Here is a 12,380-nt window from a genome sequence, read left to right as displayed (position 1 = left end):
CCATCGACTCACTGCTTCCCCCCGAACTGATCGATGCCGCGCGCGGCGTGCTGGACGCCAATCGCGCCCGCGGGCGCCGCATCGCCGTGGCGGAAAGCTGCACCGGCGGGCTGGTGGCTGCCGCGCTCACCGAGATTCCCGGATCGTCCGACGTGCTCGAGGCGAGCCTGGTCACCTATTCCAACGAGGCGAAGACCAAGCTGCTGAAGGTCAGCACGGACGTGCTGGAAACCTTCGGCTCGGTATCGGTCGCATGTGCCTGGGCGATGGCGCAGGGCGCGCTGGATGCGACCGACGCCGATGTCGCGGTCGCGATCACCGGCATCGCCGGCCCCGCTGGGGGCAGCGAGAAGAAGCCCGTGGGCACCGTAGTGTTCGCGCGCGCCGAACGCGGCCAGGACCCGGAGCATGTCGTGGCCGACAAGCACGAGTTCACCGACAATGGTCGCGCTGGCGTAAGGCTTCAGGCGGCGTTGTGCGCGCTGGAGCTGCTGATGCCGCCCGAGGAGCCGGCGTAGAGCTTCGCGGCGCGCTCCTCGAACGCGCCGATCATCTTGCGCAACGCCCGGTCGAACATCTGGCCTGCCAGCATCTCGAACATCCGGCTCTTGAACGCGAAATCGACCGTGAAGTCGACGATGCACCCGCCCTCCCCGTCCGAGCGGAAGCGCCAATCGTTGTGGAGGTGCTTCAGCGGCCCTTCCAGATAGTCGACGTGGAGATGGTGGGGCCGCTGCTTGCGCACGCGCGAGCTGAAGGTCTCGCTCAGCCCCTTGAAGCCCACCGCCAGGTCCGCGACCATCTCGGTTTCGCTGTTCGATCGCACGCGGACCGCCGATACCCAGGGCAGGAACTCGCCATAGCGGCCGACATCGGCCACCATGTCGAACATCTGATCGGGGCTGTACGGCAGCCGCCGCGTTTCCTGGTGCCGCGGCATCGCGTCAGGCGGTCTTCGCCTTCGCCAGCTTCGCCTCGCGCGCGGCCTTCATCTTCGCGAAGTCGTCGCCCGCGTGATAGCTGGAGCGGGTGAGCGGCGTGGAGGCAACCAGCAGGAAGCCCTTGGCCCGCGCGATCGCGCCATAGGCCTGGAACGCCGCGGGGGTGACGAACTCCTCCACCTTGGCGTGCTTGGGCGTGGGCTGGAGATACTGGCCCATCGTCAGGAAATCGACGTCGGCGGAGCGCATGTCGTCCATCACCTGATGGACCTCCAGCCGCTGCTCGCCCAGCCCAAGCATCACGCCGGACTTGGTGAAGATCGTCGGATCGAGCTTCTTCACCGTTTCCAGCAGCCGCAGCGAGGCATAGTAGCGCGCGCCGGGGCGGATCGTGGGATAGAGCCGCGGCACCGTCTCCAGATTATGGTTGTACACGTCCGGCCGGGCGGAAACGATCGCTTCCACAGCGGCTTCGTGCTTGTTCCTGAAATCGGGCGTGAGGATTTCGATGGTGGTCGCGGGCGTGGTCCGCCGCAGCGCCTCGATCACCTTCACGAACTGGCCCGCGCCGCCATCGGGCAGGTCGTCGCGATCGACCGAGGTGACCACGATATGCTCCAGCCCCATCTCCGCCGCGGCATCGGCGACATGCTGGGGCTCCAGCGGGTCCACCTTGCGCGGCATCCCCGTCTTGACGTTGCAGAAGGCGCAGGCCCGCGTGCAGACGTCGCCCAGGATCATCACCGTCGCATGCTTCTTGGTCCAGCATTCGCCGATGTTGGGGCACGCCGCCTCTTCGCAGACCGTGGCCAGGTTCAGGCGGCGCATCAGCGCCTTGGTATCCGCGAAGCCCTGTGAGGTGGGGGCCTTCACCCGGATCCAGTCGGGCTTGCGCACGCGCTCCGGGCGCGGTGCCGGGGAGAGTTCGTTCATGGCGTGCATCTAGCGATGGCTTGTAGCCGACACAACACGCGCTAGAGAGACGGGCATGACCGATTTCGCCGACCTGCTTGCAGGATATGCACGCTTCCGTGGCGACGGCTGGCAACGCCAGCGCGCCCGCTGGACGGAACTATCCGAAGGACAGAGCCCGAAGGTGATGGTGATCGCCTGTTCGGACAGCCGGGTCGATCCCGCACAGATCTTCGATACCTCGCCGGGCGAGATCTTCGTGGTGCGCAACGTCGCCAACCTCGTCCCGCCCTTTGAGCTGGACGGCAGCCGCCATGGCGTCTCCGCCGCGCTGGAATTCGCGGTCACCCAGCTTGAGGTGAGCGAGATCGTGGTGATGGGCCATGGCGCATGCGGCGGCGTCCACGCCGCGCTGACGCAGCGCTTCGCCGGCAAGGCGCCGGGTGCGGGCGGGTTCATCGCCCATTGGGTCGACATGCTCGACGATGCGCGTGAGCGGATCGTGGCCGAGCATGGCACCGGCGAAGCGGCGATCCGCGCGATGGAGCTGGAGACGGTGCGCGTCTCGATCGCCAACCTGCGCACCTTCCCCTGCATCCCGGAACGCGAGGCGGCGGGCACCCTTACCCTTCAGGGCGCCTATTTCGCGATCGCCGACGGCCTGCTTCATGTGATGGGCAAGGACGGGGAGTTCCGGGCGGCGTAACCGAACGGAAGCGCCGCTAATCGATCACCCCCGCCTTGCGTGCCGCGGCCACCACTTCGGGATCGAGCTCCGGCGGCTGCATCGGCACATGCGATTCCAGCCGGTCCGCGATCGCCTCCAGCGCGGCGACGCGGGCGGCCTTCTTGTCGTTGCCGTCGATCACGATCCAGGGTGCTGCGGGCGTGTTGGTACGCTCGAACATCTCATGCATCGCATCCAGATATTCGGCGCGCCTGTTGCGGTTGCGATAGTCGTCCAGGCCGGTCTTCCAGCGTTTCCACGGATGTTCCAGCCGGTCGCGCAGCCGCGCGTCCTGCGTCTCCTGGGTCACGTGCATGAAGACCTTCACCAGCGTGGTGCCGTAAGAGGCGTGCTGCGCCTCGAACGCATTGATCTCGTCATATCCGCGGCGCCATTCCTCGGGCTTGGCAAAGCCCTCCACCCGCTCGACGAGCACGCGGCCGTACCAGCTCCGGTCGAACACGGAGATATTGTGCTGGGGCGGCAGGCGGCGCCAGAAACGCCACAGGAAGTGGTGCGCCAACTCCTCCGTGGTGGGCGCGGAGATCGGCCAGACCTCGAAATAGCGCGGGTCCCACTCGGCGGTCAGCCGCTTGATCACGCCGCCCTTCCCCGCCGCGTCCCACCCCTCGAACAGCACGACCGCGCGCCGCCGGTGGACGATATGCGCGACGTGGATGTGCGACAGGCGCTTCTGGAGCTTTTCCAGCGCCGCTTCATAGTCGCCCGTGAAGGGCTCGCCGGATTCGTAATCCGAAAGATCGATCGTCATCCGCGCAGCCTAGCCGAAGCCAGGCGGCGCGGGGAGAGGCATCAATCCAGCGTCACGCCCGGCGCCAGCCGGATGTGCAGCTCCTTGAGCTGCTTGTCGCTCACCTTCGACGGGGCCTGCATCATCAGGTCCTCCGCCTTCTGGGTCATCGGGAAGACGATCACCTCGCGGATGTTCGGCTCGTCGGCCAGCAGCATCACGATGCGGTCCACGCCCGGCGCCGATCCGCCGTGCGGCGGGGCGCCGAACTTGAAGGCGTTGATCATGCCGGCGAAGTTCGTGTCGACCTGTTCCTGCGAATAGCCGGCGATCTCGAACGCCTTGTACATGATCTCCGGCTTGTGGTTCCGGATCGCGCCCGAGCTCAGCTCCACGCCGTTGCACACGATGTCGTACTGGTACGCCAGGATATCGAGCGGATCCCTGGTTTCCAGCGCCTCCAGCTCGCCCTGGGGCATGCTGAAGGGGTTGTGGCTGAAATCGATCTTGCCGGTGTCCTCGTCCGCCTCGAACATCGGGAAATCGACGATCCAGCAGAATTCGAAGCGGTTCTTGTCGATCAGGCCAAGCTGCTCGCCCACGCGGGTACGCGCCAGGCCGGCGAGCTTCACCGCCTGGGCCTCCTTGCCCGCGGCGAAGAACAGGCCGTCGTCGGGGCCGAGGCCCAGCTCGTCGGCCAGCTTGTCCATCTTCTCCGGCCCATGGTTCTTGGCGATCGGGCCGCCCCATTCGCCGCCCTTGCGCGTGGCATAGCCCAGGCCGGGGAAGCCCTCGCCCTGCGCCCAGACGTTCATGTCGTCGAAGAACTTGCGGCTGTGCTCGGCAGTCTTGGGCGCGGGGATCGCACGCACCACGTCGCCCGCCTCGACGATCGAGGCGAAGCGGCCGAAGCCCGATCCGGCGAAATGGTGCGAGACGTCGGTGATCAGGATCGGGTTGCGCAGGTCCGGCTTGTCGTTGCCGTATTTCAGCATCGATTCGCGGTACGGGATGCGGCGGAACGGCAGCGGGCTCACCGTGCGGCCCTCCGCGAACTCCTCGAACACTCCGTGCAGCACGGGCTCGATCGCGGCGAACACATCGTCCTGGGTGACGAAGCTCATCTCGAAATCGAGCTGGTAGAACTCGCCGGGGCTGCGGTCTGCGCGCGCGTCCTCGTCACGGAAGCAGGGCGCGATCTGGAAATAGCGATCGAAGCCCGCGACCATCAGGAGCTGCTTGAACATCTGCGGCGCCTGGGGAAGCGCGTAGAACTTGCCCGGATGCACGCGGCTGGGCACCAGATAGTCGCGCGCGCCCTCCGGGCTGCTCGCGGTCAGGATCGGGGTCTGGAACTCGGTGAAGCCCTGGCCGATCATCCGCTGGCGCAGGCTGGCGATCACGTTGGAACGCAGCACGATGTTCTTGTGCAGCCGCTCGCGGCGCAGATCGAGGAAGCGGTATTTGAGGCGGATGTCCTCCGGATACTCGGCATCGCCGAACACCGGCAGCGGCAGCTCCTGCGCCGCGGACTGGACCACAGCATGGGTCACGCGCACCTCGATCGCGCCGGTGGGCAGGTTCGGGTTCACCGCCTCGGCCGCGCGGGCCACGACCTTGCCGGTCATCGTGACGACGGATTCGCTGCGCAGCGACTCGATCACCGCAAAGGCGGGGCCGTCCACCTCGGTCACGATCTGGGTGATGCCGTAATGGTCGCGCAGGTCGATGAAGACCAGGTCGCCATGGTCGCGCTTGCGGTGGACCCAGCCCGAAAGGCGGACCTCCTGGCCGACATCCTCGGCGCGAAGCTGGGCGCAGGTGTGCGTGCGATAGGCGTGCATCGGTCTTCTTTTCTGCTGAATCTGCGATTGAAGGGATTGGGGGCTGCGCTTTCCCCTCACGCACTCTTTTGTCAACCCGAAGACACGTATATGGCGCCGCGATGCACATTCATGGCTTAATCGAAGACTCTGCCACGCTCGCCAATCTCTGCACCCGGCTCGCTGCGAAGCCCTATGTCGTGGTCGATACCGAGTTCATGCGCGAGAACAGCTACTGGCCGGAGCTCTGCCTGATCCAGATCGCCGACGACGAAGAGGCCGCGGCGATCGATCCGATGGCGCCGGGGATCGACCTGACCCCCCTCCTCGACCTGCTGACCGAGAATGAGGAGGTGTTGAAGGTCTTCCACGCCGGCGGCCAGGATATCGAGATCGTCTATAACCTGACCGGCAAGACCCCGCACCCGCTGTTCGACACCCAGATCGCGGCGATGGCGCTGGGGCAAGGCGAGCAGATCGGCTATTCGAACCTGGTCGACACCTATCTGGGCATCACCATCGACAAGGGCGCGCGCTTCACCGACTGGAGCCGCCGGCCGCTCGACAAGCGCCAGATCGACTATGCGATCGCAGACGTTACGCACCTCTCCAAGATCTTCCCCAAGATGCTGGAAAAGCTGCGCAAGACCGGTCGCGGCGCCTGGCTCGACGAGGAGATGGAGCGGATCGCCGATCCGGAGAACTATCACAACGATCCCGACGAGGCGTGGCAGCGCGTGCGCATCTCCAGCCGCAAGGCCGAGGTGCTCGGCCGGCTGAAGGCGCTGGCCCGCTGGCGCGAGCTTGAGGCGCAGGGCAAGGACCTGCCCCGCGGCCGCATCGTCAAGGACGAGACGCTGGCCGATCTCGCCTCCAACCCGCCGAAGAAACAGGCGGACCTGGGCCGCGTGCGCGGGCTTTCGGCCGCCTGGGCGGGCAACGACATCGGCGCGCGGCTGATGGCTGCGCTGGCCGACGCGGTGCCGATGCGCTCGTCCGAGCTCCCCGCGCGCGACGATCGCAAGCCGCCGCTGGGCAAGGACGGTGCGCTGGTGGCGGATCTGCTCAAGCTGCTTCTCAAGATCCGCGCCAAGGAGATCAACGTCGCGGCGCGCCTGCTGGCACGATCGGACGAGCTGGAGGCGCTGGCGGCCGGCCAGCGCGAGAAGCTGCCGATGCTGGAAGGCTGGCGGTACGAGCAGTTCGGGCGCGACGCGCTGGCCCTGGTGGAGGGTCAGCTTGGGTTCACGGTACGGGGCGGAAAGCTGAAGATGACCCGTACCGAGGACCCTGCATGATTCGCATCCTGCTGCCCGCAGCCGCCCTGTTCGCCACCGCCGCCTGCATCCCGCAGAGCCAGCCGCCCGCGCCGCAGCCGGCGCCCGCCCCGGCTTCCGGCACGTGCAACGCCGATGGCGTGCGCGATCTGATCGGCAAGCCGCTGACGGAGGCGGTTGCGAAGGAGATCGTCGCGCGCACCGGCTCCGTCTCGATGCGGCGGATCGCGCCGGGCATGGCCGTGACGATGGATTATCGCGAGGATCGCGTGAACGCCTATGTCGACGATGCCAACGTGCTGACCGATATCCGCTGCGGCTGATCCGGCAGCGCAGCGTCGCCCTGCCTCAGCTCGCAATCACCGGCTGGCGGCCCATCGCGGCGGCGAGCGCCTTGTGCCGCTTCTCAACCGCCTCGCCATAGAGCGCGGCGTCGCCCGCCTCCAGCACCAGCCATAGCGATTCCGCGTCGATCGCCAGCCGCGTGCGCCGCAGCGGCGCGGCCACGCCGCCGCTCATCCGCTGGCCCAGCCGGATCGCCAGCCCCCAGTGGCGCGCGCGCTCCAGCGCCTCGGCGGAGGCCAACCGCGGCAGCGGATCGGGCGATTCGAGTCCCCCGCCCAGCGCGGTGTAGAGCGCCTGCGCCAGCACCGCGCGTCCCGGAGCGTCGATCGCCACCCAATTGCCGTGAAGCGCGATCTCCATGCCGCGTTCGGCGCGGAACTCGGGGTTCGCCCGCCAGCCGACATCGGCCAGCAGGCAGGCGGCATGGCGCAGCCGCGCGGCGTCCGGCGCCTCGCCCGCGAACAGCGGGGCGATCCAGCGTTCGAGCAGGTCGCCATGCTCCGGAAATCGGCCCAGCCGCTGCCCCTCGTCGCGCGTGGCGGCGATCAGCGGGTCCTCGCGCCGCTGATCGGCGTTGAGCCGCGCGAACAACAGCCCCTCGCGCAGCCCGAAGGCGGAGACGATCGACTCGCCCGATCCCAGGTGGCGCAGCACGCTGGCGAGCAGCGCGGTGGCGTCGCCCAGCGTGGACATGCGCGCGCCGGTCATGTTCGGGATGCCGCGCAGCTTGCTCTTCGAGATGTGGCTGAGCGTGCGCCCCAGCCGCGCCACGCGGTCCACGGGCAGGTGATATTGATGCACAACGGGCAGCGGATAATCGGACAGGTGCATGTCCAGCCGCGCCAGCGCGCGCCACGATCCGCCGACGAGATAGAAGGGCAGCCCCTTCCCCCGCCCCTTCCACCCGGCCTCCGCGATCATCCGTCCGACGCGCCGGTCGAGCGTCCCGCGCCCGCCGCGCAGCGCCGCGAGCCGCAGGACGCCGAGCGGGAAGGACACGCGATCGGTGATCGTTCCCGCCACCACGCGCACCAGCTCAAGGCTGCCGCCGCCGAGATCGCCGACGATGCCGTCCGCATCGGGAATGCCCGAGAGAACGCCCATGCCCGCCGCGCTCGCCTCTTCCTGGCCGGAGAGCAGCTCCACCTCCAGCCCCAGCTCGCGCGCCGCGGCGATCAGCTCGCCGCCGTTCGACGCCTCGCGCACCGCGGCGGTAGCGACGGTGCGCAGCTCGGTAAGCTGCATCTCGCGCGCAAGGAGCGCATAGCGGGCGAGCGCGATGCGGGCGGTGGCCAGCCCCTCCGGCGCGATCAGCCCGGTTTCCGCCAGCCCGCGGCCCAGCCCGGCCATCACCTTCTCGTTGAACAGGATCGCCGGCATCCGCGCGGCGCCCTGATAGACGACGAGGCGGATCGAGTTGGAGCCGATATCGATGATCCCCACCCGCTGCGCCCCGGGCGGCGACTCCGCGCGCGGCTTGCGGAAGAGGAGCGTGGCCCCGGCCATCGCTATTTCCTGCCCTTCTTCCGCTTCAGCGTCAGCTTGGGCACCGATTTGGTGGTGCCCAGCGCCGCGCCGCGGCCGGAGAGCGAGGGGTTGGTCATGAAATAGCGGTGCAGGTTGAACGGCGTCTCGCCCGGATCGACGCGCTGGTAGCGGCCGTCGGGCTGAAGCTCCCAGCTCTGCTCGTTATCGATCAGGTTGGCGACCATCACCTGGTCCAGCACCTGATCATGGACCGTCTTGTTCAGGATCGGCAGCATGAATTCCACGCGGCGATCGAAGTTGCGCGGCATCCAGTCCGCCGACGAGATGAACACCTTCGCCCCGTCATTGGGCAGCGTGTGGCCGTTGCCGAACGCCCAGATGCGGCTGTGCTCCAGGAAGCGGCCTACGATCGACTTAACGCGGATCCGGTCCGACAGGCCGGGCACGCCGGGGCGCAGGCAACAGATTCCGCGGATGATCAGCTCGATCTCCACGCCCGCGTTGCTGGCCTCATAGAGCTTGTCGATCGTGGCTGGGTCCACCAGCGAGTTCATCTTGGCCCAGATCACCGCCGGCTTGCCCGCCCGGGCATTGGCGATTTCGTCGTCGATCAGGCCCATCAGCCGCTGGCGCAGGTGGTGCGGCGAGATCGACAGCAGCTCCAGCCCCTGCGGCTCGACATAGCCGGTGACATAGTTGAAGATCTGCGCCGCATCGCGGCCCACGCGCGGATCGGCGGTGAAGAAGCTGAGATCGGTGTAGATACGCGCGGTGACCGGGTGATAATTGCCGGTGCCCAGGTGGCAATAGGTACGCACCCCGTCGCCCTCGCGCCGCACGACCATGGATATCTTGGCGTGCGTCTTCCAGTCGATGAAGCCATAGACCACCTGCACGCCCGCGCGCTCCAGCGCATCGGCCCACAGCAGGTTTTGCTCCTCGTCGAAACGCGCCTTCAGCTCCACCACGGCGGTGACCGATTTGCCCGCCTCCGCCGCGGCGATCAGTGCGGCGATCACCGCCGATTGCTTGCCCGCGCGATAGAGCGTCTGCTTGATCGCCACCACATCGGGGTCCGACGCCGCCTGACGCAGGAAGGACAGCACGACATCGAACGTCTCATAGGGGTGGTGGACCACGATGTCCTTGGCGCGGATCGCCGCGAAGCAATCGCCGCCATATTCGCGGATGCGTTCCGGAAAGCGCGCGCTGAACGGCGGGAACTTCAGGTCCGGCCGGTCCTCGTCCACCAGCATCGCCAGATCGCCGATGCCTAGGAAACCGCCGGTCTCGGTCAGCACCGCCTCGCTGCCGCCCAGTTCCTCCTTCAGCACCGATTCGAGTTCGGGAGCGATCCCGTCCTCCATCTCCAGGCGGATCACGCGGCCTCGGCGGCGGCGCTTGATCGCGCTGCGGAACAGCAGGACCAGGTCCTCCGCCTCTTCCTCGATCTCGATGTCGCTGTCGCGCAGCACGCGGAAGGCGGCGGCGCCGTTGATCTCATATCCGGGGAACATGAGCGGCGAGAAGCGCTTGAGCAGCGTCTCCACCGTCACATAGCGCGCCGGTTCGCCCGGCAGGCGCACGAAGCGGGGCGTGCTGGCCGGCAGCAGCACCAGCTCGCGCACCGGCTCGCGATCGGAGATGCGGACGAGATCGAAGATCACGCTCGACCCCTTGTTGGGGATGAACGGGAACGGATGCGCAGGATCCAGCGCCTGGGGCGTCAGGATCGGGAAGATCTTGTCGCGGAAATGGGTCTCCAGCCATTCGCCCGCCTCGCCGGTCAGCGCGTCGGCGTCGAGCACCTCCAGGCCGATGGGCGCCAGCTCGGCACGGATGTCGTTCCACACCGCCTGCTGGCTGTCGACCAGCGCGGCGGCATCCTCGACGATCGCCGCAAGCTGCTGGCGCGGGGTGAGCCCGTCGGCCGAGCGCACCTCGACGTTCAGGAGCTGCTGGCCCATCAGCCCGGCGACGCGGACCATGAAGAATTCGTCGAGGTTCGATCCGGAGATCGACAGGAAGCGTAGCCGCTCCAGCAGCGGATGGGCGGGGTTGCACGCCTCCTCCATCACGCGCCGGTTGAACGCCAGCCAGCTCAGCTCGCGGTTGAAATAGCGCCCTTCCGGGGCGGCGGCGAAGGGATCGTCGTCGTTCAGCCTCGTGGCGGGGCGCGTCATTCGGGTTCGCTTTCGATTCCGGCCAGCAATCCGGCCCCGGCCAATGTGGCGCGGGCGACGGGGACAGACAAGCGCGGGCTGCGCCTTCGGAACGCTTCCGTCTCCAGCGCGTCGGCGGCGCGGACCAGCGCGACATGGCTGCGCTCGACATTTCGGGCGAGCCAGCCGACCAGATCCTCGCGCGGCTGGAGGTGGCGGCGGTCCAGCATCCGCGCGAGCAGCAGCGGAATCAGCGTGTCGTCCGGCGGATCGATCCGCATCAGCGGGGTCGCCGCCAGCCGTGATCGCAGGTCGGGCAGCGACACCTGCCATTCCGGCGGCGGTGCGTCCGCTACGATCAGCAGCGGGCGATGCTCGGCCTGCGCCCGGTTCCAGGCGTGGAAGATCGCCGCCTCGGGCACGCGCTCCGCATCGTCGATCAGCGTGCCCCCGCTCTTGGCCGCGAAGATCCGCCCCAGCAGGCTGCGACCGGACTTGCGCGGGCCGACCAGCAGCCCGGCCATCACCGGCCACGCCGCCCAGCGTTCGAGCTGCTGCACGGCGCGCGCGTTCGAATCGGTGACGATGAACTCGGTCTCGCTCGTCTCCGGGGCGGCGAGCGGCAGCACGAGCTGTTCCATGCCGGGGAGCCTAGTTTTCGGAGGACTGGCCCGGGCGGCGGATCCGGAGCACGCCCGGCCCCTGCTGCACGCTCCAGCCGCGGGCCTCCAGCGCCGAACGGAGGCTGTCGATGCTGCCGTCATAGCTGACCCGCATCACCGATATGCCGCCCAGCGCCATGCTGGTGGTGGACGCCGATCGCACGCCGGGCACGCCGCGCACCGATGCCTCGCCCGCGGTCAGCGATCCCGCGGTGGGCGTGTCGAACTGCACGCTATAGGTCGCGGTGGCGGCAGGGGGCGCCGCCTCCGGCGCGGGCGTGGCCTCTGTCTCGCCCTCGTCCTCCGGCTTTTCCTCCGGCGCGGCTACGGGCGCGCGATAGGCGAGCAGCGGATCGCTCTTGAGCCGCCCGGCGGCCAGCGCGTCCTGGAACATCTTGTCGAGCCGCTTCGCCCCGGCTTCGAGCAGCGCGTCGAGCGCGTCGGGCTTCTCCACCCGCAGCGCGAACTCGCCGATTCGCTGCCGGTCTGGCCCATGGCTGCCGGTGAAGACCGCCACGATCGGCCCGCCGGGATAGAGCCGGTGGAGCTGCACCTCGGCGATCAGCACGTCCGCCGCGGAATATTGGCCCAGCACCGCGCGCCACCATCCGCGTCCGCGCCGCCCGGTCTGCGCCGCGTTGAGCAGCAGCGAATCGGGGCCGGTGCCGCGCGCGCGGACATAGTTGATCGTCGATTCCGACGTGCGGAAATTGGCCCAGGCGCGCTTCCACGCTGTATCGCGTTCCAGCGCAACCCCGGTGCCGCCGGACCATTGCACGGGCAACAGCAGCATCGGCGGCGAGCGCGTCACCGCCAGCGACACGCCCAGGATCGCCCCGGCGCGCGCGCGATCGAACAGCACGCCAAGCCGCGCGACATAGCGCGTCGGGCCAATCTGCTCATTTTCGATCACGATGCCGGTGACCAGCGAATCGAGTGCCGAGTCGGACAGGTTGGTCGCCTTGCCCCCTACCTTGGCCGCCAGCATCTGCCAGCCCTTGCGCTGGGCGAGGCGCCAGCCGCCCTGGCGCGCGGCATCGGCATTGGCGCCGCTTACGTCCACCTCGACCCCGGTTACCTCGAAGCTGCCGCGGAAATCGCCCGCGGACGGCCCCTGCGCGACGGCGCGCGCCTTGGGCTGGGCCGCGGCGGGCTTCGCCGCCTGCTGCTCATTCTGCGCCATCACCATCCCGCTCACGCCGACAAGCGCGACCGCGGATGCGATGCCATAAAGGGTGGAAATGCGACGCTTGGCCATGGACCGCGCCCTTTTGGCGAAGCGGGCGTGGAAA

Annotated in this window: 12 protein-coding genes; 4 read left to right on the top strand and 8 right to left on the bottom strand. The window is 68.3% G+C overall.

Going from position 1 to position 12,380, the window contains the following annotated elements; genetic code table 11:
• The first annotated feature begins 2 nt into the window (after positions 1 to 2).
• On the top strand, positions 3 to 518 hold the full coding sequence (locus tag OM513_RS18135) for a CinA family protein (RefSeq protein WP_264946235.1): 516 nt from the start codon (positions 3 to 5) through the stop codon (positions 516 to 518).
• Here OM513_RS18135 and OM513_RS18130 read toward each other — a convergent pair.
• Together OM513_RS18130 and lipA are read right to left on the bottom strand one after the other, a co-directional pair.
• Positions 464 to 940 carry a type II toxin-antitoxin system RatA family toxin gene (locus tag OM513_RS18130; RefSeq protein WP_264946171.1) on the bottom strand — a complete coding sequence of 159 codons (477 nt, stop codon included), beginning with the start codon at positions 938 to 940 and terminating at the stop codon, positions 464 to 466. The genes OM513_RS18135 and OM513_RS18130 overlap by 55 nt on opposite strands.
• Positions 941 to 944: 4 nt before the next feature.
• Positions 945 to 1,874 carry a lipoyl synthase gene (lipA, locus tag OM513_RS18125; RefSeq protein WP_380916410.1) on the bottom strand — a complete coding sequence of 310 codons (930 nt, stop codon included), beginning with the start codon at positions 1,872 to 1,874 and terminating at the stop codon, positions 945 to 947.
• Positions 1,875 to 1,929: 55 nt separating this feature from the next.
• Between lipA and OM513_RS18120 the strand changes: the two genes are divergently transcribed.
• Positions 1,930 to 2,559 carry a carbonic anhydrase gene (locus OM513_RS18120; RefSeq protein ID WP_264946169.1) on the top strand — a complete coding sequence of 210 codons (630 nt, stop codon included), beginning with the start codon at positions 1,930 to 1,932 and terminating at the stop codon, positions 2,557 to 2,559.
• Between the two features lie 16 nt (positions 2,560 to 2,575).
• On the opposite strand, the gene OM513_RS18115 is transcribed toward OM513_RS18120, so the two are convergent.
• Both OM513_RS18115 and aspS read right to left on the bottom strand, forming a co-directional pair.
• Complete coding sequence (locus OM513_RS18115) at positions 2,576 to 3,352, bottom strand: polyphosphate kinase 2 family protein (RefSeq protein ID WP_264946168.1); 777 nt, start codon at positions 3,350 to 3,352, stop codon at positions 2,576 to 2,578.
• 41 nt (positions 3,353 to 3,393) lie between these two features.
• Entirely contained in the window at positions 3,394 to 5,175 is a 1,782-nt protein-coding gene (gene aspS / locus OM513_RS18110; RefSeq protein WP_264946167.1) for an aspartate--tRNA ligase, read from the bottom strand.
• A 101-nt stretch (positions 5,176 to 5,276) separates the two neighbouring features.
• Here aspS and rnd point away from each other — a divergent pair, with 101 nt between their 5' ends.
• Both rnd and OM513_RS18100 read left to right on the top strand, forming a co-directional pair.
• Positions 5,277 to 6,452, top strand: a complete 1,176-nt coding sequence (gene rnd / locus OM513_RS18105) for a ribonuclease D (protein ID WP_264946166.1) — start codon at positions 5,277 to 5,279, stop codon at positions 6,450 to 6,452.
• Positions 6,449 to 6,754, top strand: a complete 306-nt coding sequence (locus OM513_RS18100) for an I78 family peptidase inhibitor (protein WP_264946165.1) — start codon at positions 6,449 to 6,451, stop codon at positions 6,752 to 6,754. The genes rnd and OM513_RS18100 overlap by 4 nt, the downstream gene beginning before the upstream one ends.
• Before the next feature lie 25 nt (positions 6,755 to 6,779).
• Here the strand turns inward: OM513_RS18100 and OM513_RS18095 are convergent, their stop codons facing one another.
• Genes OM513_RS18095 through OM513_RS18080 form a run of 4 tightly spaced genes read right to left on the bottom strand, consistent with a single transcriptional unit; the run spans position 6,780 to position 12,346 of the window.
• Complete coding sequence (locus OM513_RS18095; RefSeq protein ID WP_264946163.1) at positions 6,780 to 8,282, bottom strand: Ppx/GppA family phosphatase; 1,503 nt, start codon at positions 8,280 to 8,282, stop codon at positions 6,780 to 6,782.
• A gap of 2 nt (positions 8,283 to 8,284) precedes the next feature.
• A complete protein-coding gene (locus OM513_RS18090) occupies positions 8,285 to 10,447 on the bottom strand; it encodes an RNA degradosome polyphosphate kinase (protein ID WP_264946162.1) in 2,163 nt (720 codons plus the stop codon).
• Positions 10,444 to 11,067: a P-loop NTPase family protein gene (locus tag OM513_RS18085; RefSeq protein ID WP_264946161.1), complete on the bottom strand. Its 624-nt coding sequence runs from the start codon at positions 11,065 to 11,067 to the stop codon at positions 10,444 to 10,446. Before OM513_RS18085 ends, OM513_RS18090 begins: the two co-directional genes overlap by 4 nt.
• 10 nt (positions 11,068 to 11,077) lie before the next feature.
• Positions 11,078 to 12,346, bottom strand: a complete 1,269-nt coding sequence (locus OM513_RS18080) for a heavy-metal-associated domain-containing protein (protein ID WP_264946160.1) — start codon at positions 12,344 to 12,346, stop codon at positions 11,078 to 11,080.
• Positions 12,347 to 12,380: the final 34 nt, after the last annotated feature.

The organism is Sphingomonas canadensis (assembly GCF_026013525.1).
Lineage (GTDB): Bacteria > Pseudomonadota > Alphaproteobacteria > Sphingomonadales > Sphingomonadaceae > Sphingomonas > Sphingomonas canadensis.
Note: the sequence above shows the minus strand (reverse complement) of the source record. Positions and strands in the feature narration are given on the sequence as shown.